This window comes from Lewinella sp. 4G2, from assembly GCF_001625015.1.
Lineage (GTDB): Bacteria > Bacteroidota > Bacteroidia > Chitinophagales > Saprospiraceae > Neolewinella.
Genome location: NZ_LVWJ02000014.1, coordinates 1,115,207 through 1,136,414 on the forward strand (window position 1 = coordinate 1,115,207; position 21,208 = coordinate 1,136,414).

Consider the following 21,208-nt stretch of genomic DNA (forward strand, 5'->3'; position numbering starts at 1 on the left):
TTATGCTCAACCTACATTTTTAGCGCATCCTGTCGGCGTAGCTGCTAAAGGGTTTTCTCGGGCCCACCATAAAACAAGTACCCCAGAATCATCGCCGGAATAACTCGACGCTGCTCCTCCACAAATTGAAGGAACTGGGCTTCGTCGTACTCCCCGGCGTACAGCACGGAGCCCTTGGTAATGAACGGATAGATCGTCATCCCTACCAGCGCGCTGGTGAAACTGGGGACGGACATGGACCGAATTTTTCCACTCTTTTCAAGCGCAGCCAGTTTTGCGGTGAGGACGATCGCGGAGTCCTTAAAGTCAACGATTTCCTTAAAGGCTTCGGGGTTGCGCTCCGACTCCACGAGGCAAAAGGTCGCTACGTGTGGCTTGCGGATGAAGAGGTCCGTAAAGCCGTCCACGAAACCGTGTACGATCTCTTCCAAAGAATTTTCGGCTCGGAAGACGCCGTAGTAAATGTCTACGAATTCGGACATGGCCGACTTAGCTACCAGGGAAAAGAGCTCGTCTTTCGATTTATGGTGGTAGTGTAGGGTGGCTACGTTGATGCCCGCCTCCTCCGCGATATCGCGTGTCTTGGTGCCATCGTACCCCTTTCGCGTAAAAACGCGAATGGCCGCAGCGGCAATCTTGGCCTTGGTATCCAATTTCTTCGTAGTGGGCGTAGCGCTCATGCTGAAGTAAAGGTATTTAGTGGGAGAAAGGTTGGGCGATTAAGGTCCGTGCGAGGAGTCCGAATTTCAGCAGGCGGGAAGGCAATCAAAAGATTCAATCAAATGATTGAACCTTTTGATTGCGGGTTCCCTTTGAGGATGCGTAACCATTCCTCAAGTCATGACCATCACAGAATTTACCCAGCTCGGCGAGCAGTATTTACCGGCAATGGAGGCCCAGGCCCTGCGCTTGACCAATGATCCACACCGCGCAAAGGATCTGCTGCAGGAGGCGGCTTACTCGGCTTACAAAAACCGCCAGCAATTTCGGCCCGGCACCAGTTTTCTGGCCTGGGCCCAGGCGATCATTCGCAACACATTTTTCAGCAGCTATCGCCAGCAAAAGCGGCGGGGTGATCTGCTGAAAGCGACGCCCATCCACGACAGTTGGAGTACCCGCGAGGTAACGTACAACCCGGCCGAAGGAACCATGGGCGCTGAAAAGATCATGGAACTGGTGCAGGGACTACCCGTCATCTTTCGCCACCCTTTTTTGCTCCACTACGAAGGGGTCAAGTACCGGGAGATTTCCCTGCGGCTCGGCATCCCCGTCGGGACGGCAAAAAGCAGGGTCTTTACCGCCCGGCAGATCCTGAAGAAGCAAATTGATGCACTCTACCGGATTGCAGGTTAGAATATGGCTTAGTCCGGCCCCTTTGCGTCCTTCCACTACTCCACTTTATATCCCATTTTCATGCGTAACCTTCTTATTCTCGGCCCAATTCGCGGCCTTATTTTCTGCCTATTTCTTGGCTTCTTCGCTTGTAGTGGAGACGAGGGGTCCGACGCCTCCGTGACCACGGATGCTGCACCCCCAACTTCCCCCGCACCCGCGGCCGCGCCCGCTAAATCCTACCCTACTGAAACCGTCACCTTGCGTACGGTGAAACGGCCGATCAGTCTGACCGGGCGCGTGGTGCCCCTTCAGGAAGCCGTCGTCAGTAGCCAGGTGCCGGGTATCGTGCTGCCCACCGATAAACTGCTCCAGGAAGGGAAATACTACGCAAAGGGGGAGGTGATGGTACGGATCGACAACGAAACGCTGCGCCTGGGGCTGAAGGCCGACCGCGCCCAGCTCGCCACCGCCATCGTGCCCTTACTCTCCGATCTGAGCATTGACTACGCCGATGAATACCCCGCCTGGGAAGGCTTCGTCAATAGCATTAAAGCCGACCAATCGCTACCCGCCATGCCCGGCATTGAAAGCCAAAAACTGCGGTACTTCATCAGCTCGCGGGGGATACCCGGACAGTACTACGGCATTCAGGCCAAGGAGGCTACACTGGACGATTACACCGTTCGCGCCCCCTTCAGCGGGCGCTTGACGATGGCCGCCGTCGACCCCGGCAGCTACGTCAACCCGGGCCAGCCACTGGCGAAGATCAGCCGCACGGACGTATACGAAGTGAAGGCCAGTCTCCCCGCAGCTGCCGTGCCCAAAGTTGCGACCGGCCAACGGGTGCAACTCCGCTCCCGTAATCTAAGCAGGGAATTCACCGGGACGATCAACCGCTTCGGTACGGCCATTGATCCGCAGACCCAGTCGGTCATCGCTTACGTCCGCCTGGCGGGTAAGGACCTCCGGAGCGGCCTCTACCTCGAAGGGGAACTCCCCGGCGACGAACTGGCCGACGTGGCCGTCCTACCCCGCGAGGCCCTGAATCGGGATAACTCCGTCTACGTAATTACCGATGGGAAGGTGGCCTCCAAGACCGTCGAGGTCGCGGCCATCGAAAGCGACAAGGTCTACCTGCGCGGTCTGCTGGACGGTGATCGGGTAATCGTACAAACCGCCGAATCCTCCATCATTGGTACGCGGGCAAAATAGTCCTCCCGCCCTACCCTTTTATTTATTCTCCCTTGTCATTTCCCGGCATCACCGGGTAAGTCACCATTATGCGTAAGCTCATCAAGTTCTTCATCGAACACCCAACCATCGTCAACCTTTGTGTCCTCCTCATCGTCGGCCTCGGCGCCATGACGCTGTTGCAGACCGACACGAGTTACCTGCCCAAAGCCAAGGTGCGATTCATCGACGTGGCGGTCGTTTACCCCGGTGCCACGCCCGAGCAAGTCGAAGAAGGGATCATCCTCAAACTCGAGGAGGAGCTGGAAGGCTTGGAGGGGATCGACCGCATCAGCAGCGCTTCCTCACCGAGCCTGGGTACCGTCGCCATCGAACTGCTGGAGTCCGCCGACGAGGACGTAGCCCTCAGCCTCGTCAAGAACGCGGTGGATAAGATCAACACCTTCCCGCGTGGTAGCGAGCCGCCGATTGTGGACAAGCGCGACGTAAAGGACCTCGCCATGGCCGTCGCTGTTACCGGAGACGTCAGCCTGCAAACGAAAAAGGACGTGGCCGACGAGATCGAAAAGGACCTGCTGAACCTACCGGGTATTTCGGACATCGTGATGAGCGGCGCACCCGAGCAGGAAATTGAGATCAGCGTAGCCGAAAGCCAGCTGCGCGCTTACGGCCTGACCTTCGGGGAAGTCGCCGCCGCAGTCAGTAGCACGAACCTCGAAACCTTTGGCGGGGAGATCAAAACCGGCACCCGCAACATCAACATCAAGGCTGACGATAAGGGCTACTTCGCCCGCGACCTACAAAACCTGATCGTCCGGACCAACCCCGACGGAAGCGTGATCTTCCTGCGCGACGTCGCTACCGTGCGTGACCAGTTCAAGGACCAACCGGGTAAGCGCTACCTGAGTGAGGAGGAATCCATCGTGCTCAACGTATTCGCGATGGGCAACGAAAATATCCTGACCAACGCCGACGCGACACTGGCTTACGTCAATGATTTCAACGCTAGCCGCGAGGGCGTTCAGCTCACCATCGTTGAAGATGGCAGCGAAACCGTGCGAGAGAACATCGATACGATGACCAATAACGGCATCGCCGGGTTCGTCCTCGTACTGCTCGTCCTCGCTCTTTTTCTGGATAAGTACCTCGCTTTCTGGGTGGCGCTTAAGATTCCGGTGGCCATCATCGGTATGTTTTTACTGTCCGGTATTCAGGACCTGACGATCAACGTAGTATCGCTTTTTGCCTTCGTGATCGTCCTTGGTATTCTGGTCGACGACGGCGTAGTGATTGGGGAAAACATCTTTCAGTGGGCGAAGAAAAAGGGAATTACCCCCGCTCAGGCCGCGCTGGAGGGGACGATGGAGATGGTCACGCCGGTACTGATCTCGCTGGGGACGACGGCTACCGCCTTCTCCATGTTCTTGTTTTTGCCCACCCAGACCGGGGAGTTTTTTGGGGAGATGGCCTTCGTGGTGATCGCGGTACTCGTCATTGCGGTGCTCGACACCTTTTTCTTTCTTCCCGCCCACCTGGCGCATTCCCGGGCGCTGCGTAAGGATAACACGCCCAGCCGGGTCGAGCGTTGGTTCAATAATTCGGTCGAATGGGTCAACGTCCATCTTTACCAGCCGACCTTTCGCTTCTTCGTTACAAAGTGGAAGTTGATGCCTTACGCTACCGTACTCGTGTTCTTCGGGCTACTCATCTCCGCCTTCGGGCTGATGGGTAGTGGGGTGGTTGGCTTCACCTTTTTCCCCAACCTGGACGATAAGGCCGTCTTCATTGAGCTGGATATGCCACCCGGAACGCCGGTGGAAGTGACGACCGAAAAGCTCCTTCTCATTCAGGATGCGGCGGAGAAAGCCAACGTCAAACTGAGGGAAACCTACGGTAAGGACATGATCCGCTACGTCGAAACCATCACCGGCCCCCGGGCCAACCAGGGTAAGCTGCGGGTGACCTACGTCAGCTCCGAGCAGCGCGACATCAGTAGTTTTGAGCTTACCGAGGCCATCCGTGACGAAGCCCCGGACATTCCGGAAGCAACCGGCCTGGTGTACGGCATCGGGGCGACCAACGCCGTATTCGGCAAGCCGGTTTCCGTCGCCCTACGGGGTAAGGACCTGGGCCAATTACGCGCCGCCCGCGACGAACTCAAGGCCAGTATGCTTACTCGGGATGACATTAAGGACGTCTCCGATACCGACCAGACGGGCGTCCAGGAGGCCATTGTTCGCCTCAACCCCGCCGGGGAGCGGCTGGGGCTCACGGCGGGTTCCGTCATGAATCAGATCCGGGCGGCGTTCTTCGGGGTTGAAGCCCAGCGTCTGCAGCGAGGCGATGAGGAGATCGAGGTCTGGTTGCGCTACCCCCGTGACGGGCGCCAGAGTGAGGCCCAACTGGCGGACATGCGCATCAACGCTCCCGGCGGTGGGAGTTACCCCCTCAGTGAGGTGGCTTATTTTGAGTATGGGACGGCCAATCAGGTCATCAACCGGCTGGCCGGCGAACGGGAGATTCGGGTTGAGGCCAACGTCGCCAACCCACTCGTCTCGGCCCCCGCCGTTATCGGAGCGCTGGAAGGTGGGCCACTGGCGGCCATTAGCGAAAAGTACCCGACGGTCGCCTATTCCGCCGAGGGGCAGAGCCGCGAAAGCGCCAAGATGGGCGAAGGGGCCGGCCTGGTTTTTCCGGTCATCATGATCGTGATGTTGGCGCTGATCGTACTGGCTTTCAACAGTTTCAGCCAGGCGTTGATCACCTTTTCTTTGTACCCTTTTGCCTTCATTGGCGTCATCCTGGGCCACTGGATCCAGGGAGAGGCGCTCAATGTATTTTCCATCATCGGCACCATTGCGCTGATCGGCGTATTCACAAATAATAGCTTGGTGCTGGTCTCGACGCTCAACCAATTGCTGGAAGAGGGGATGGACTTTTTCGCAGCGGTGCGCGAGGCTACCGCCAGTCGTTTCCGGCCCATTTTACTGACGACGGTGACTACCGTAGCTGGCCTGGCGCCACTGTTGGCCAGTAATTCCCTGGGGGCGCAGTTCCTCAAGGGGCCGGCCATCGCGATGGCGTACGGGCTCAGTTTTGGGCTACTTAACGTCCTTTTCTTGCTCCCGGCGCTGCTCGTCATCCTCAACGGTGGCCGTCGGCTCATGAAACGGATCAAGACCCTCAACAAGGTAAAAGCTACCCCGGAGCAAGTCGAGCCGGCGGTACGCGCGAAGGCTTTCCGCCTCAATTTACCGGCTACTGCCATCGTGGGCGCTGTCGCAGGTGCGATGTTGATGGGGGGAGGAACCGGGTTAAGTGCCCAGTCCGTTGCCCCGACGCTGAGTCTTACGGAGGCAACCACCCTGGCCTTGGCGAACAACCCCCGCTTGAAATCCCTGGGCTACGACCGGGAGTTGAGCCGCAATAACGTGAACCCGGCGGTGGCGGGGATCGGCCCGCAGATCATCCTGAAGGGGCAGGCACTGATCGGTTACGGCGACACCCGCGTGGAAACCGTCAACCTCGGCCCTCCCGGCAGCGAAAATCCACCCTTGGAGTTGAATGGGTTTCGTAGTGGGATCATCGTCCAACCCGAGGCCAACTGGTTGGTCTACGACGGTGGGGCCGGGCGCGCCCGCCTGGAACAACTCCGGTTGGTGGATGGGGCGACCGCGCTCGCTATCGAAAACGCGAGGGAAGAGACCGTTGCCCGGGTGACCCGTACCTATCTGGCCGCGGCGCGGCTCCAAACCCAGTTAGTACTTACCGCCGAAAACATCGAACTCAGTCAGGATCGGCTTACCCGTGCTTTACGCGATGAAAGCTACGGGCAGAGTAATAGCTTGCGTAGTCTTCAGGCCCGGGTTGACCTCAGTACGGACAGCGCGGCCTACCGTAACCTCTCGCTCGAGGTCGCCAATCTCAAACGCGCGCTCAACCAGCAGCTGGGGCGAGATCCCGAAACCGCGCTGGCTTTCCAACCTCCCCGGAACCTGCGCCCGCGCCCGCTTCCTTTTGATAGCCTGATGGTCGAGCTAATCGCCAATAACGAAAACCTGGCCCAGGCGCGGCAACGCATCAAACTAAGTGAACAAGGATTGGCGCTGACGGAAACGGCCCGCAAACCCCAGATCCAACTCTACGCCAACGCCAACTACCTCAACCAGCGTGATGACGCCAACTTCCTGCTGCAGAACCGGAATTTTGGGGCCGAAGCCGGGGCCAGGGTCAGTTATACCCTCTTTGACGGCGGCCTACGGACCATCAAAGCACAGAACGCCCGGATTGAACTGGAGCAGAGCCAGGTGAACCGCGATAACACGGAATTGGAACTGAGGACCTTGCTGCGCCAGGCCCACGCGACGTACGATAACAGCCGCGCCCAACTCGCCTACGAGCAAGCCAATTTGCCCGTATTCGAAGCGAACTTCAACAAAACGAGAACGGATTACCGCAATGGCCAGGCCGACGCCACGGTGCTGCGCGCCGCCCAGCTTAATCTGAACGCCGCCAAAACCCGCATCGCCCTTGAACGCTTTTCCGTCCTCCAAGCCGAGGTAGAATTGCTGCGTCTGACTGGTGGTTTAGTTCGTTGAAAAATCAAACTCGATATAGAAAGAATGAAATAATTAAATGTGCCTGCAGCAGTAGGTGGCAAGACCCCCTTTTCGAGTAGGGTTTATGCTTTTAAATATTACCCATGAAGTAATCTGCTCAACTTCCTTTTCATTCTATCCAATAAAGTCTTTTTTGGCGCCGCAATCGGGGTGCGATCAATCGGGAAGGGAAGGGGTGTTCTGTCCACCCCGGCGGGGCGGGGGTCCTCGAAGGTGTAGCCAAATTGAGTAATATCCTGGGCGTAAATATTGGCTACGAGTTGGGCGGTCTCCGGGGCGTAGTAATAGTAGTAGGGCTTACGCTTGCTTCGGTTGAGGTGAGGGATTTCTAAATCCGTTCGCCGTGGCCGATCCTTGGGGTAGTGGATACTTTCCATGATGGTTTCTACGCTCGATTGGTAATCTTCAAACCGAGCGATGTAGTCCACCATTAGTTTGCCCCGTTCATCGTTGAGGAATAGGTGCTGCGCCTGCCAATGGACGTGCGGTGTTCGTTGAATCAGTTGCAGGTATTCGCGAAAAGAAACCTGGTCGTCGCAGCCCAAGAATTGTTGGAGATCCGGGCGTTTGAAGAGGTAGAGATACTGGGAAACAGTACGGTCCCACGGATTACGGACCATGGAAAAAGTGTAGAAGTCTCGATAGGTGTCCACCCCAACGGCCTTCCGCACGTTGGTCGCAAAGAGATGTTGCAGAGCGCCAGTTTGGTAGGCATTGTGGTGGGGGTGGGTGAAACCCATCCAGAGGTTGTCTACCGTTCGTTCTTCCTTATTCCAGATCAATCGCTCAATGCTGGCCCCTCCGTTTTTAGGGATATGGATAAAAATGCAGCGATGAGGGTGGGAGATCATGAGTTAAGTGGTTAGGCACTTTGGTTTGCGGTAGTGGTCAAACTAGAACGTAGTATGAATTTTAATACCCAAATTGGTCCAGTAGGTCATTCACCCTTGGCTCATTTTCAATTAATGAAAGTAATTCATCATTCTTTCTATCGATTGGGGCCGGTTGCACCCGCAGGCTTTTGATGCGGTCGCTGCCGTCGTCTTCTTTGAAGGTCCATTCCTCACTCCTTTTTTGGTAGGTATCCGTTCCTTCCGTTCTCCGGCTGCCGATGAATTGGTATAAACGCTGGGTTTCGGCGATAGGATCCTCCGTCAATTCCTCGTAGCGGACGATCGTGGTGTGGGGCATCCCGACCAAACGGTGAGTTAGGATGGATTCGTAGGTAGGTAGCCAGTACTCGTAGAGTAATCGGTGGTAGTTCCACCGTTCCCAAAAGTCCGGTTGAAGGGCGGCGTACATTTTACCCGTGGAGATCAGGGTTTCGTAGGGGTGGCGAATCAATAAAATGACCTGATGCTCCCCCACCGGCGGTATGGTAGGGTAATTCTTTTCGCCAGCCCAGGAAGGCTTCTTTAATACGAGGATCGGTTTATCCGAGAGGGCCTTAAGTTGCCAGGCAGTGAAATGGTGGTAATAGTGAAAGGGGACTTCCGAGAGGTGGCTTACGTCCGGCGCTACGGCCAGGAGAGCTTTTAGCAGGGTGGAGCCCGAACGCTGCGCGGAGGCGATGAAGACAAATTGCTTCTTCGACATTAGCCGGCCGGGATAGCGGAGGGCACTGAGCGCGGTGACGGGTCTCTTCATAAGTGGCGGCGAAGTTCGTCAACGTCAAACTCACCACTGGCGTCCGTAGCCAGGTAGGGCCAATCGGGTAGATCGTTCAGATGCCGATGGGGGTGGTAAATGCTCGGCCGATCTCCCCGAAAGAAGATCGCCTCGGTGGAAAAGGAACTATTGCAGGAGACCAGGACGTCCGCCGCCACGAAAGCTTTAAAGATGCCTTCAATCTCCGCCTCGTCCGGTTGGCGGCGGTTGCAACCCAGGTACAGGGTCACTCCCTCCAATCCGGTGAAGGCTTCCACGATGTCTTCGGAATTTCTCTCTTCGGTATAGATGTTCAACTCAACGGCGCGGCCTCCAGCTGCCGCTTGTATTTGTCGGTAGATGGTGAGGAAGTATTCCATTGGGAACATGTAACGGACGTTGTAGGGGTCCGCAAAGTGCTCAGGATATTGCTCCCGGTTATAATCTCCACCCCGGCTGATGTGCATGGCTACCCGGAGGGGATCTCCTGGCTGACGCGTTGGCAACGGCCCGTGTTTAGCGGCGTACCTGGCCGTGGTTTCCTGTACGATCTCTCCGAAAATGTCCCGATCAATCAAACCTTCCCGCTGCCAGGCGATCGTTTGGTGGGGGTGTAGCCGACAGGCTTTTTCGAGACGGATGAACCCACTGCCCTCCGCGGGTTGCAGGATGGGGTCGAAGGTGGCCCGGAAGGTATCGTAATCGGTAAACCCATCCCAGTAGGGGCCGGCGACCGGTTTAGCGCCAATACCCAGTTTCCTTTGGAAGAATGGGAGTGGGGTTTCTCCTTCACCAATCCCGAAAAACTCCAGGTAGGGATAGGGCGTATGGCGGTACTCCAGCCCGTAGAGCTTGGCAATGGCTCGGGCACCGAAATGGTCCTTCAGCTGGTGGCCGTGAAAACCACCGGAGTTGTGGCGGATGGTGTAGTGCATCGACGATTCTTTGCGGAGGGTTTAGCGCGCTGGCTGCCCATCGCTTCGGTTGGCTAGCAAGGTACCGTAAAGGCTACGAAAGGTGGACGGATAGTCGGGTTTCGGTGGTCCTGATTTATGCATAGTTATTCATTGCCAATGCCTATTCAATAAATGCTCGCGATGCGGTATAAATTGATCATTACCCGCAGGAAGGTCCTTATCACTCTAAGAATAAAAGGTCAACTTCACCTGGTAGCTTTATTAGTGGGGACGGACTATTCCTTATGGGATGGCCATAGTCCCACAAGGTTTAGGTAATTCTTATTTGCGGGCAGCCCCCCTCCCCAAGTGCACCTTGTTCCATTCCCCGGCATCCTGCGGCAGCGCCCTTGTGCTGACAACAATTGCCAGTATTTTTTTGGGTATAAGCTAACTACCGCACAAAGCACAAGGTGCCCTGATCCTCCCAACTTAGGCTATCCCTCTTTACGTACTGAAGGCGCTCAAAACGCAGGCAATGCTCTCCCCGTGGAAGGTCGTAGATGGGCAGGGCGTAGACGAGGCCCGGTTGCTTACGGATGGGGTGGCGGTAAAATTTCCAGGGGGCATCGGCCAGCAAACTATCATTGAGATAGACGTGGTGAATCATTCGGTGAGCGTGTAATAGGGTGTCGACGGGAACTTCCTCATCGTAGGTATCGAGGAGGTCCGCAAATCCGATACTCCGCTTGCTGGCGGTACGGAGATCGGGGTATTGTTCTTTTAAGGTCCTGTTTACCTCATGGCCGATGGTGGGGAAGAAAACTTCCAGGTAATCAGTTTCCGGGTAATAGGTCGCCAGACTAGGGGACAATCTTGCGATGTCATCAGGGTCCTCCGTCGTCAGGTAACTATTGCTTTTGACGTTGTGTATGGTTGCGTCATTAGCCGGTAAGTAGACGGAGCGGCCGAAGGTGATGCCGGTTACCAGGATGCTTACCAAAAGGAGGGGAAAAAGCATCCGCGCTAACCTCCGCCCGAAGGGGTGATCGATCAGATTATAGTAGAATGGCCGGTACAGCGACGCCATGGTAATGAATCCCATGACCCGGTAGATGGGGAAGTAGATTTTGCCGAGGCGGCGGCTGCGTTTTAGCGCCCCCAGGGTAAAGAAATCCACCATGTAAATGAATGAGCTCAAGTTGAGGACGAAGGCAAACGCAATGATCAACACTCGCGTGACGTACTTCAAAACGGTAATGTCCTCCACCAAGATGCTGAGGGAGACCAGGATGGCCGTAACCCCAATCGCAAACACACTATACAGGGCCGTACTGACCAAGGCAAAGAATAGCAAGAAGGCTAAAGAAAAAGCGATGCTGGACCGCACTTCCAATTTTTCGATGAAGGTGTCGAAACTCCCCATGCGCCTGCGCAGCCAGCCTTCGTAACGCTCCGTGTAGCGAAGCGCTTCGTAATCAAAATCACCAGAAACCGACCGTAGCCCGATGGCACCGATCCAAAATCCCCGGATGATCAAGTGAATGATAAAGCCCAGCGTCACCAACACCAACGCAATCATTAGAAAGGAGAGCGCAATCATTACGATGGAATCCACCAAGTGGCTGTGCGCCAATTGCTGCAGCATATACTCGCGCCCGATCGCCTCCAACGGCTCGTACACTGCCAACAATAAAAAGATCACCACACCACTAATGATCAACTCTAACTGCCAGCTGTCTCGCTGAATTTGATTCAGCCAGTTGCTCAGAGAATTACCCTCCTCGTTTTGCTTGTCTTGATTTACCGGGCGTAGCATTTTTAGTTTTTAGTCTATAGTCTGCAGTCTGTAGTCTTCAGTCTATAGTCTACAGTGGCTTGGTGGAGTTGACTACAGCCTGATTCAGCCCGGCCGCTCCAGAATACAGTCTGTAGTCTTCAGTCTATAGTGGCTTGGTGGAGTTGACTACAGACTCCAGACTATAGACTCCAGACTATAGACTCCAGACTATAGACTCCAGACTACTCAAGCTCCGCCACCTTCCCCATCCGCCTCACCTGCCGGGGCAGGGCCTGGTACTCCGCACCCAGAAAGTTATCTACCAATTCCTGAGCCAAAGCGATGCCGATGACGCGGCCACCAAGGCAGATCATATTCATATCGTCGTGCTCGACGCCCTGGCGCGCGGAATAGGTTTCGTTGACGAGGCAGGCGCGGACGTTCTTGATCTTGTTCGCCGCAATACTCGCCCCCACACCGGAGCCGCAGCAGGCAATCCCCCGCTCAACCTCGCCGGCACCGACGGCGCGGGCCAGGGGCACTACGAAGTCGGGGAAGTCATCGGCCGCATCGTATTCGAAGGCACCGAAATCCTTGATGGCGAAGCCCTTCTTTTCCAGGTAAGCCTGGAGTTGTTGCTTCAGCTCGATCCCCCCGTGGTCCGTAGCGATTCCGATTGTCATGGTGCGTATTTTTCGTTTGCGGCCGTAAATTACTTCACAAGATGGGTAAACCTTGGCAAAAGGAGTGACCTTTGGTAGAGGGAGCGCACGTTGCGCCAGCCCCACGGTCCCCGAGCGACTACCCGACTAAGCTTTACCCGACTACAAGACTACCTCACTCCCATGCCGAAATCACTCGATCCACACACCCTCGTCATCTTCGGTGCCTCCGGCGATCTCGCCCAGCGTAAACTGATCCCCGCCGTCTTCGATCTCTTTCGCGGCGACTACCTCCCCGAAAAGTTCGCCCTCCTCGGCGCCAGCCGGACCAACATGACGGACGATGAGTTTCGCCAAAAGGTCGTTTACAACAACGAGCACTTCGACGCCAAGGGCCAACCCGACGAAAAAGTAAAGGCCTTCGCGGACCTGCTCTTCTACCAGGACCTCGCCTCCTACGACGGTGAAAAGGACATCAACGACCTCGGTAAGCGCCTTCGTAAGCTGAATAAGGACCTCGGTGTCGGCTCCAATTACATCTTCTACCTCTCCACGCCGCCGAGCCTCTACAGTACCATCCCACCCGCCCTCGCCAAGGCCGGTTTGAATGAGACGCCCGACGGCTGGTCGCGCCTGATCGTCGAGAAGCCCTTTGGCTACGACATCGAATCGGCCAAACAACTCAACGAAGAGATCCAAACCCACTTCGAGGAGGACACCATCTACCGCATCGATCACTACTTGGGTAAGGAGACGGTCCAGAACCTGCTCGTCACCCGTTTCGCCAATGGCTTCTTTGAACCTCTTTGGAACCGGAACTACATTCAGTCCGTCCAAATCACCGCCGCCGAAACCGTCGGGGTCGGTACCCGCGGAGGTTATTACGACGGTAGTGGCGCCCTCCGGGATATGGTCCAGAATCACCTCCTGCAGGTCCTCGCTCACGTGGCGATGGAGCCGCCGATCCGGGCGGACGCGCCCAGTATTCGCGGGGAGAAGCTGAAGTTGTTCCAATCCCTCCGCGAGATCAAGCGGGAGGAAGTCCGCAACCACGTCATCCGCGCCCAGTACACCGAAGGCCGCACCAAGGATGGCGACGTGGTCAGCTACCGCGACGCCGAAGGGGTACCCGAAAAGAGCACCACCGAGACGTACGTCGGGATGAAGTTCTTCATCGATAACTGGCGCTGGGCCGGGGTGCCTTTCTTCGTCCGGACGGGCAAGTGCCTCCCCATGAAGCTGACCGAGGTGGTCATCACCTTCAAGAACCCACCCCAGGCCATCTTCAGCCAGTACGACAACTACGCGATGTCTTGCGACAACCAACTCATCATTCGGATCCAACCGGATGAAGGGATGGCGCTTGAGTTCGGTATGAAGGTTCCCGGCGAAGGCTTCCGCGTCAAGAACGTCGATATGGACTTCTTCTACCGCGACCTCACCAAGAACGACGTCCCCGACGCCTACACCCGCCTCCTCCTCGATTGCATGAAGGGCGACCCTACCCTCTATGCCCGCGGAGACAGTGTCGAAGCCGCCTGGGATTTCGTGGACCCGATCCTCAAAGCCTGGGAAGCCAACGAAGTACCGCTGTACAGCTACCCAGCGGGCACCTGGGGCCCGTTACAGTCGGATGCCCTCTGGTCCGGCCTCGGCAATGGCTGGCGGAACCCTACTTCTTCTTTGACGGCTGAGAAACACTATACGAAGCTCTAGCGAGCTTCTGATTGGCGATTCTCGATTCTCGATAAGTGAGGACTGATTGGCTGCCGCACGGCTTTGTCGCACTGCGTGCTCCCGCCTATGTGAGGGCGGTAGCCGAGCGCAGCGAGCGTAACAGCGGAGCAAATCAGTCCTCGCCAATCGAGATTCGAGAATCGAGAATCAAGGCGTGCCGACAGGCACACCGCTAACGTCCATCATCTCAAACGCCTCCCAGCTCGCCCCCGGCACCAGCCCCTTCCGGTAAGCCACGTGCACCCGGTGGATCTCCGTGTTCATCTGCCGGCAGGTATCGACCATGATCTTGTTGTGGCCCCGGATGGTGGCCATGTCGACGTACTTATAGGTGCGGCTGGTGTGTTTGTTGCCGGATTGGAACATCGCGTCCACCATCAGCGGGTAGACGCCGAGGCGCTGGTGGTCCTGGGCGATGCCGAAGGCAATTCCTTTACAGTTGCGGGGTTGCTTTTGGAATTTTAGCCGGTACAGGAATTTTGGTAAGCCGAAGAGCCCGAGGATACCGCCGGTCCCGTGCAAAAAGCAGTTAATGTCCGGAATTAGCCCGGCCAGGCCGACGGGGCGGTCGTCTTTATTGTAGGCGAGGCAGGTCAGGTGCGGGTCCATGATCGGCTTCATTTGCTGAAAGGTGGGCAGGATGTCCGCGCCACTCAGCGGTTTGAAGTAGGGCCAGTGGTTGAAGGCGGCGTTGTAGGCTTCGGCGAAGTCGTTCGCGCCCTGCTCAAGGTTATTCTTGTCGATCTGTTTGGTGTACAGCCCGTAGCGATCCCGCACCCGCGCGGCCAGTTTGCCGAGGCGTTCACCGGGGAATTCGGAGACCACGCCGCGCATCGTCAGGCACTGTTCGTGGGGTACGTAGCCGCGGTTCTCGAAGAAGCGTTCGTAGTACGCCGGGTTGTACGTTTCCTGGTAGATCGGGCGGTAGCGACCCCGAGTGAGGAGGCCCCAGAATTTATCCCGTTCCCCGAAGTTAATGGGGCCGTCGACGGCTTCCATTCCTTTCTCCCGGAGCCAGGTTTCGGCGGCGTCAAACAAAAGTTCGGCCACCTTCTCGTCTTCGGTGCTCTCAAAAAAACCGATTCCGCCCGTCGGTAAAGTCAGTTCTTGTTGCCGCGATTCATCGATGAAGGCCGCGATTCTCCCCACCGGTTTGCGGTCCTTTTTCACTACCCAAAGTCGCAGATTATCGCCGGTATGCGCCGCATTCTTTTCGCTCAGAATGCCCTCGATATCCGTCCGTAGCGGGTATACGTACAGCGGGTCCTTCCGGTAAATGGTGTCAAGCACGTTGTGAAAATCCTTAAAGTCAGTAACGCGCTGGAGTTCGTAATTCGGCATGGCGCAAAGATACGTGGTAAGTAGGCGCTGCCGCAGGTGCTAAAAGATGACCAAGGGCTAAAAAATGAGAAGCAAGATCACGGTAGTGATCACCATGATAGCCCGGCATCAGCCAAGACCGCAGGTCGAAGCAGATGCCGGGCGAAAAGGTTTAGCTAGATCCAACTACCACCCTCACCAAATCCATCCTAAATTACACCCATGCCCACCCAACCCTACAAAGACGCCGTCTTCAACCTCCTCGAAGACCTCCGCCAGGAAGGCATCCACCAGCGCCGGTATTCGGACGTCTACGATGCCGCCGGCAATCAGTACGTGAATTTCGTCCAGGAAGGTGGTGGCGTTCTCGGGCTCGCCCTCGTCGGCTACACCTACGTCCTGGAACAAATGGGCATCCGCTTCCTCGGGCTGGGGGGCACGAGCGCCGGCTCCATTAACACCCTGTTGCTGGCGGACGCCGGCCGCCCGGAGGAAGCCAAAAGCATGCGTGTACTCGATAAAGTGGCCCCAAAAAACTTTATGGACTTCGTTGACGGCGGCCCCGACGCCCAGGCCCTCATCACCGCCGCGGATAAGGGGATGCTCACCAAGGTCTTCCAACTCATTCGTAATCTGGACGAGTTGTGGAACGACCTCGGCATCAATCCGGGCAAGGAATTCGAACGCTGGCTCCGCGCAAACCTCCAACACGCCACGGTAACCGACCTACTGGAAAACCTTGCCGATCTGCCGTCGGATCTCCACCTGCGCGACGACCTCGGCCGGGAACGCTACCAACTCGCCGCCGAGGAGATTGGGCCCCGATTGGCCATCGTCGCGGCGGACATCACCACCCAGACCAAAGTGGACTTCCCCGCCATGGCCAGCCTGTACTACGCAAAGCCGGGGGAAGTCAACCCGGCGGAATTCGTCCGGGCAAGTATGTCCATCCCCGCCTTCTTCGAACCCCAACGCGTCAACCTGGGCTGGATCGACGAACTGCCCGAAGCCGAACGGGATGCCATGCGCCGCAGCTGGCGTAGGGAAGCCGCCTTCACCGGTAACTTACCGAAGGAGATCCTTTTCGCTGACGGTGGAATCATGAGCAATTTCCCCATCGATCTTTTTCACGGGGATAATCAGATTCCTAACCGGCCCACCTTTGGCGTCAAGTTGGGGATCGACCGTGCCGTAGCCCACCCCACTCACTCCCTCATCAGTTTTGCGCGTACCATGTTTGACGGTGTCCGCAACCTACGGGACTTTGAATTCCTGCGCGCCAACCCCGAGTACAAGGACGTCGTAGAATACATCCGGGTGGACGATTTCGACTGGCTCAACTTCGGCATCACCCACGAGGAAAAGCTGGCCCTTTTCCGCCGGGGCGCCGAGGCCGCGGCCCGGTTCCTGCGCCGCTTCAACTGGAAACGCTACAAGGCGACCCTCAACCGCAACCTCCTACAGCGGATCAAACCGGCCATGTGGCAACTTTCCGAACTCCGTAACCTGGAAGATATCCTGGAAGTCTTTGGCATCGTCGACGATAAGGCACTGATGGATAAGATCGAGTTCCTCCGCCAACGCCCGGTGAAGTACAAGGCGCTCTGGATCGACGACGCGTTTACCTACGCTCTACCCGTCGCCATCCTCGATGAGATGGGCGTCGACGTTATCGTCACCCGCTCCAGCCTGGACGCGTACGCCATCCTCCGCGCCCGCAACGTGGATAGCAAAGACCCCAACGAAAGGATCGACCTCATCATTTCCGACGCCAGCCGGCAGGAAGGGGGTGCTCCCGAAAGCAAGCGTGGCATCACCTTCGCGGAGCAACTCCTCCTCAGCCCCGCCTACGCCGAAATCCCCGTCCTCATCTACGCTCACGAGCGTACCGAGTTAGAAGTAAAGTACCTGGCGGCGACGGGCAAGGAATTACCGGCCAACATCAAGAATAGCAGAAAGGTAAATACGATCGTGCACCGGCATTTAATTGCGGAGGTGGTGAATAGTGTTTATGGGCGGGTGGCTGAGTGACGGCAAAAACGAATGAAGAGGAGACAGTCCTTGAAAGAGCTGCGATGTTGTCAGAAGGATACAGTTTCTTTGCGCTTCAATAGTAAACGTTCTGTGTACCAATGGCAACGAGAAACAAACTCCAAAAATTCGCCGAAATCCTCCAGATGCCCCACGTCTACGAGAACTTCGATCCCCGGAGCCCGGAACTCATCGGGGCCGGCGGCGAAGCCTGCGAGCGTAAGGGCAACTGGGCCAGGGCCCACTTCGGCAATGACAACCCCATTACCCTCGAACTGGCCTGTGGCCGCGGTGAATACACCGTCGATCTCGCCCGGCAGTACCCGGACCGCAACTTCATCGGCGTCGACATCAAGGGTGCGCGCATCTGGAAGGGGGCCACGATCGCCCAGGAAGAAGGCCTGAAGAACGCCGCCTTTCTCCGGACCCGCATCGAGATCATCGCCCAGTTTTTCGGCCAGGGGGAGATCGATGAGATCTGGATCACCTTCCCCGATCCATTCCTCAAAAAGGGCAAAGAAAACCGCCGGCTCACCGCCGCCCGCTACCTCAAGCAGTACCGCCACATCCTCAAGGAAAACGGTACCATCCACCTGAAAACCGACAGCCGCGACCTCTACGAGTGGACGCAGGAAACCTTCGCCCAACAACCCGCCGTCAAAGTCCTCTACCACGACCACGACATTTACTCCAAACCCCTCCCCATCCCGGAACTCAGCACGGAGACCTACTACGAAAAACTCCACAAGGGGCTCGGGAAGACCATCACTTACACGCAGTTTCAACTGCTCCCCGGGGTGAAGATTATCGGTGGAAAGGGTATTCCTGGGTTTGAGGTGGAGGAGGAATAGGTAGTATTGTCGTATCGATCTGGACGCTCGCAGGACCTCCTGCGTCGGACGCTACGAGGACCTACATCATCGTAGTTTTCTACCCCCTGCCGCCTCCCACAGCTCCTCGTAGCGTCGATTTTATTGTAGCGCAGCGGAAATAGAATCGTCCTGCGAGCGTGCGGTCCAACACACAGCCGGACGCTCGCAGGACCTCCTTCGTCGGACGCTACGAGGACCTGCATTATCGTAGTTCTCTATCGCTCCCCGCCTCCCACAGTTCCTCGTAGCGTCGATTTTATTGCAGCGCAGCGGAAATAGCATCGTCCTGCGAGCGTGCGGTCCAACACACAGCCGGACGCTCGCAGGACCTCCTCCGTCGGACGCTACGAGGACCTACATCATCGTAGTTTTCTACCCCTCACCGCCTCCCCAGCTCCTCGTAGCGTCGTTTCTATTGTAGCGCAGCGGAAATAGAATCGTCCTGCGAGCGTGCGGTCCAACACACAGCCGGACGCTCGCAGGACCTCCTGCGTCGGACGCTACGAGGACCTACATCATCGTAGTTTTCTACCCCCTCCCGCCTCCCACAGCTCCTCGTAGCGTCGATGCTATTGCAGCGCAGCGGAAATATAATCGTCCTGCGAGCGTGCGTCCAAACACACAGCCGGACGCTCGCAGGACCTCCTGCGTCGGACGCTACGAGGACCTACATCATCGTAGTTTTCTACCCCCTCCCGCCTCCCACAGTTCCTCGTAGCGTCGATTTTATTGTAGCGCAGCGGAAATAGAATCGTCCTGCGAGCGTGCGGTCAAATCTCCGTCGCCCCCCCTACAACCACCCATAAATCCGTCGCACCAACCCCACCACCTTATCCGTATACGGCGGGTACGCTACGCTCAGATCCAGGAATTTGCGCTCCATCACCGCCCGTTCGTTGGAGAACTCCACGAAACCGTGGTAGCCGAAGGACTTCCCGATCCCGGAATTATTCACCCCACCGAAGGGGACCGTCGGGGAGCCACCGCCCAGTAGGTATTCGTTGACGAGCAGGCCGCCGGAACTCGTTTCCCGCTTCAGTTTATTGATCGTTTGGCGGTTATTGGATTGGATGTAAAAGGACAGCGGCTTCGGCCGGCGGTTGATGATGGCCACGGCTTCGTCCAAGTCTTGATAGGTGACGACGGGCCAGAGCGGGCCGAAGATCTCTTCCGTCATGATGTCCATTTCTTCCGTCACGTCGGTCAGGATGGTGGGAGCAATGTAGCGGTCTGCGGCGTTGAACTGCCCGCCACAAACTACGGTGGCGCCCTTCGCGACCGCGTCGTCAAATAGCGCCTTGATACGCTGGAAATGGCGGTCGGTAATGACGCGGGCGAGGCTGTCCGATTGCTGTGGGTCCTCCCCGTAAAAGCGGGTGATCGACGCGGCAAGTTCACCGACGTAGCTATCCGCCATGTCTTCGGGTACCAGGACGTAATCCGGCGCAATGCAGGTTTGGCCCGCGTTGAAGAACTTTCCCCACGCGGTATTCTCGGCTGATTTTCGCTGGTTCACTCCGCGGTCGATCACGGCGGGTGATTTGCCGCCGAGTTCCAGCGTCACGCTCGTCAGGTTTTTCGCGGCGGCGGCCATCACCTTTTTGCCGATGGCGGGGCTGCCGGTGAAGAAAATGTGGTCGAAGGGCAACGTCGTCAAAAACGCGGCGGTATCGCCTTCGCCCGTCACCACTTTTACCTCCTTTTCTTCGAATAATTCGTCGAGCATTCGCCGCATGAAGTCGGTCGTGGCGGGGCTCATTTCCGAAGGCTTCACGACCGCCGTACACCCGGCCGCAATGGCGTACACCAGGGGCACGAGCGTCAGGTTAAACGGGTAGTTCCACGGGGCGATAATCAGAGCGCTGCCCTTCGGTTCGAGGTAGAGGTAGCTCGTAATCCCGGTCAGCGCGAGGGCGCCGGGCAGCTTCTTCGGTTCCATCCATTTTTTGAGGTTGGACCGCACGTGGCGCAGGTGGCTCAGCACCACGCCCAGCTCGCTCGTGAGCGTTTCTACCTCCGGTTTTTTGAAGTCGGCTTGCAGCGCGGCCACCAGTCCGCGCACGTTTTCCTTTTTATTTAGCCAGGCTTCCATCCGGTCCAGTTTCGCTTTGCGCTGCGCGGCCGTTTGGGCGCTCAACGCGGGTGCAAAGTTCCGTTGCAAGTGGAGTAAGGACCGCAATTGCGCTTCCGTATGGCTCGCCGTGGTGGAGGGTGGATTCTTCGACATGATGGGTAGCTTGAGTAATGGGAAACGGAACAAACCGCCCGTGGTTGCTGGCTGACGATATTCTGAGGGATCCAACCAAAGTTAAGGGGATTCAGAAGGAAGGTTCTTTAGCCCAATAGAAGGAACATTGCCGGTCGTTTCTGTAGTTCAGCGCCGATCTCCGCCTTCCAGTCCTTCACGCGGCCGGTGAAGATGTATTCGGACTCGAGCGTCAGGTCGCAGGCCACGGAGAAGAGGGTGTTGGGTTGGAGGGTCGCCAGAGCCACCTCAACGGTAGCCTGATTCCGGTAGGGCGCTTCGATCCAGAGTTGGGTGGCCCGGTGCTTCCGGCTTTCCCGTTCCAGGCGTTGTAGGTCCTTGGCCAATTGCCCCCGCTTGGGGCTGAGGTAACCGTGAAAGGTAAAGGCCTGCCCGTTCAGCCCCGCCGCCATGATGCTCAGCAGGATGGCACTTGGTCCGACCAGCGGTACCACCCGTACGCTCCGTTGGTGGGCCAGCAGGACGAGTTGGGCGCCGGGGTCGGCCACGCCCGGGGCGCCGGCGTCGCTAAGTAGGCAGACATCCCGGCCGTCGAGGGCGGGTTGGATCATTTCCTGCAGGTCCTCCGGCCGGGTACGTTTATTCAGTTCGTAGTAATTGCATTCCGGGAGGGGGAGGCCGGCGGCTTTCAGGAAGGCTCTGCCCACCTTTCCGGTTTCCAGGACGAATTCGCGCACCGGCAGAATGGTCGCCAGCGTGGCGGCGGGCAGCGTGTGCAGGGCCCCTTCACCGAGTGGTGAGGGGAGGAGGTATAGTTTTCCGTTAGCCATTGGTGGCAAGGTAGGTCATCCACACAAAAGCTCCCCCGATCCAATTACTACGCACCCGCGTGAGCGCCCAAATGCAACTATA

At 57.2% G+C, this 21,208-nt stretch carries 15 protein-coding genes; 6 read left to right on the plus strand and 9 right to left on the minus strand.

All coding sequences use genetic code 11. From position 1 onward, the window contains the following. Window positions 1-44: 44 nt before the first annotated feature. Window positions 45-680 (minus strand): TetR/AcrR family transcriptional regulator, encoded by a 636-nt coding sequence (locus tag A3850_RS05815; protein WP_068214941.1) that lies wholly within the window; start codon window positions 678-680, stop codon window positions 45-47. 160 nt (window positions 681-840) lie between these two features. Here A3850_RS05815 and A3850_RS05820 point away from each other — a divergent pair, with 160 nt between their 5' ends. The 3 genes from A3850_RS05820 (at window position 841) to A3850_RS05830 (ending at window position 7,124) form a co-directional block, all read left to right on the plus strand. Next, on the plus strand, window positions 841-1,353 hold the full coding sequence (locus A3850_RS05820; protein ID WP_068214942.1) for an RNA polymerase sigma factor: 513 nt from the start codon (window positions 841-843) through the stop codon (window positions 1,351-1,353). A gap of 60 nt (window positions 1,354-1,413) precedes the next feature. Further along, window positions 1,414-2,547, plus strand: a complete 1,134-nt coding sequence (locus A3850_RS05825; RefSeq protein ID WP_068214943.1) for an efflux RND transporter periplasmic adaptor subunit — start codon at window positions 1,414-1,416, stop codon at window positions 2,545-2,547. A 68-nt stretch (window positions 2,548-2,615) separates the two neighbouring features. Then, window positions 2,616-7,124: an efflux RND transporter permease subunit gene (locus A3850_RS05830; protein WP_068214944.1), complete on the plus strand. Its 4,509-nt coding sequence runs from the start codon at window positions 2,616-2,618 to the stop codon at window positions 7,122-7,124. 98 nt (window positions 7,125-7,222) lie between these two features. Here A3850_RS05830 and A3850_RS05835 read toward each other — a convergent pair whose 3' ends face one another. From A3850_RS05835 to A3850_RS05855, 5 genes are all read right to left on the minus strand, one after another. Next, complete coding sequence (locus A3850_RS05835; RefSeq protein WP_076639926.1) at window positions 7,223-7,996, minus strand: sulfotransferase family 2 domain-containing protein; 774 nt, start codon at window positions 7,994-7,996, stop codon at window positions 7,223-7,225. A 61-nt stretch (window positions 7,997-8,057) separates the two neighbouring features. Then, entirely contained in the window at window positions 8,058-8,792 is a 735-nt protein-coding gene (locus A3850_RS05840) for a sulfotransferase (RefSeq protein ID WP_068214946.1), read from the minus strand. Then, the gene (locus tag A3850_RS05845) at window positions 8,789-9,727 is read right to left on the minus strand and encodes a hypothetical protein (RefSeq protein ID WP_068214947.1); all 939 of its coding nucleotides are present in this window, start codon (window positions 9,725-9,727) and stop codon (window positions 8,789-8,791) included. The genes A3850_RS05840 and A3850_RS05845 overlap by 4 nt, the downstream gene beginning before the upstream one ends. Window positions 9,728-10,142: 415 nt before the next feature. Beyond that, window positions 10,143-11,507, minus strand: a complete 1,365-nt coding sequence (locus tag A3850_RS05850; protein WP_068214948.1) for a hypothetical protein — start codon at window positions 11,505-11,507, stop codon at window positions 10,143-10,145. Between the two features lie 203 nt (window positions 11,508-11,710). After that, entirely contained in the window at window positions 11,711-12,151 is a 441-nt protein-coding gene (locus A3850_RS05855) for an RpiB/LacA/LacB family sugar-phosphate isomerase (protein ID WP_068214949.1), read from the minus strand. A 162-nt stretch (window positions 12,152-12,313) separates the two neighbouring features. Here A3850_RS05855 and zwf point away from each other — a divergent pair, with 162 nt between their 5' ends. Beyond that, window positions 12,314-13,846: a glucose-6-phosphate dehydrogenase gene (gene zwf, locus A3850_RS05860; RefSeq protein WP_068214950.1), complete on the plus strand. Its 1,533-nt coding sequence runs from the start codon at window positions 12,314-12,316 to the stop codon at window positions 13,844-13,846. A 168-nt stretch (window positions 13,847-14,014) separates the two neighbouring features. On the opposite strand, the gene A3850_RS05865 is transcribed toward zwf, so the two are convergent. Beyond that, entirely contained in the window at window positions 14,015-15,208 is a 1,194-nt protein-coding gene (locus tag A3850_RS05865) for a hypothetical protein (RefSeq protein ID WP_068214951.1), read from the minus strand. A 201-nt stretch (window positions 15,209-15,409) separates the two neighbouring features. On the opposite strand from A3850_RS05865, the gene A3850_RS05870 reads away from it, so the two are divergent. Together A3850_RS05870 and trmB are read left to right on the plus strand one after the other, a co-directional pair. Further along, the gene (locus tag A3850_RS05870; RefSeq protein ID WP_068214952.1) at window positions 15,410-17,218 is read left to right on the plus strand and encodes a patatin-like phospholipase family protein; all 1,809 of its coding nucleotides are present in this window, start codon (window positions 15,410-15,412) and stop codon (window positions 17,216-17,218) included. A gap of 101 nt (window positions 17,219-17,319) precedes the next feature. Further along, entirely contained in the window at window positions 17,320-18,069 is a 750-nt protein-coding gene (gene trmB, locus A3850_RS05875) for a tRNA (guanosine(46)-N7)-methyltransferase TrmB (RefSeq protein WP_068214953.1), read from the plus strand. A gap of 811 nt (window positions 18,070-18,880) precedes the next feature. On the opposite strand, the gene A3850_RS05880 is transcribed toward trmB, so the two are convergent. Both A3850_RS05880 and A3850_RS05885 read right to left on the minus strand, forming a co-directional pair. After that, window positions 18,881-20,317, minus strand: coding sequence for an aldehyde dehydrogenase family protein (locus A3850_RS05880; RefSeq protein ID WP_068214954.1), 1,437 nt, complete (start codon window positions 20,315-20,317; stop codon window positions 18,881-18,883). Window positions 20,318-20,424: 107 nt separating this feature from the next. Further along, on the minus strand, window positions 20,425-21,126 hold the full coding sequence (locus A3850_RS05885) for an SAM-dependent methyltransferase (protein ID WP_068214955.1): 702 nt from the start codon (window positions 21,124-21,126) through the stop codon (window positions 20,425-20,427). Window positions 21,127-21,208: the final 82 nt, after the last annotated feature.

Excerpts from the sequence above, each read along its gene's own strand:
- A3850_RS05885 (WP_068214955.1), bottom strand. The coding sequence starts at position 21,126 with ATGGCTAACGGAAAACTATACCTCCTCCCCTCACCACTCGGTGAAGGG.
- A3850_RS05850 (WP_068214948.1), bottom strand. The coding sequence starts at position 11,507 with ATGCTACGCCCGGTAAATCAAGACAAGCAAAACGAGGAGGGTAATTCT.
- trmB (WP_068214953.1), top strand. The coding sequence starts at position 17,320 with ATGGCAACGAGAAACAAACTCCAAAAATTCGCCGAAATCCTCCAGATG.
- zwf (WP_068214950.1), top strand. The coding sequence starts at position 12,314 with ATGCCGAAATCACTCGATCCACACACCCTCGTCATCTTCGGTGCCTCC.
- A3850_RS05880 (WP_068214954.1), bottom strand. The coding sequence starts at position 20,317 with ATGTCGAAGAATCCACCCTCCACCACGGCGAGCCATACGGAAGCGCAA.
- A3850_RS05855 (WP_068214949.1), bottom strand. The coding sequence starts at position 12,151 with ATGACAATCGGAATCGCTACGGACCACGGGGGGATCGAGCTGAAGCAA.
- A3850_RS05830 (WP_068214944.1), top strand. The coding sequence starts at position 2,616 with ATGCGTAAGCTCATCAAGTTCTTCATCGAACACCCAACCATCGTCAAC.
- A3850_RS05865 (WP_068214951.1), bottom strand. The coding sequence starts at position 15,208 with ATGCCGAATTACGAACTCCAGCGCGTTACTGACTTTAAGGATTTTCAC.
- A3850_RS05825 (WP_068214943.1), top strand. The coding sequence starts at position 1,414 with ATGCGTAACCTTCTTATTCTCGGCCCAATTCGCGGCCTTATTTTCTGC.
- A3850_RS05815 (WP_068214941.1), bottom strand. The coding sequence starts at position 680 with ATGAGCGCTACGCCCACTACGAAGAAATTGGATACCAAGGCCAAGATT.
- A3850_RS05840 (WP_068214946.1), bottom strand. The coding sequence starts at position 8,792 with ATGAAGAGACCCGTCACCGCGCTCAGTGCCCTCCGCTATCCCGGCCGG.
- A3850_RS05820 (WP_068214942.1), top strand. The coding sequence starts at position 841 with ATGACCATCACAGAATTTACCCAGCTCGGCGAGCAGTATTTACCGGCA.
- A3850_RS05835 (WP_076639926.1), bottom strand. The coding sequence starts at position 7,996 with ATGATCTCCCACCCTCATCGCTGCATTTTTATCCATATCCCTAAAAAC.
- A3850_RS05845 (WP_068214947.1), bottom strand. The coding sequence starts at position 9,727 with ATGCACTACACCATCCGCCACAACTCCGGTGGTTTTCACGGCCACCAG.
- A3850_RS05870 (WP_068214952.1), top strand. The coding sequence starts at position 15,410 with ATGCCCACCCAACCCTACAAAGACGCCGTCTTCAACCTCCTCGAAGAC.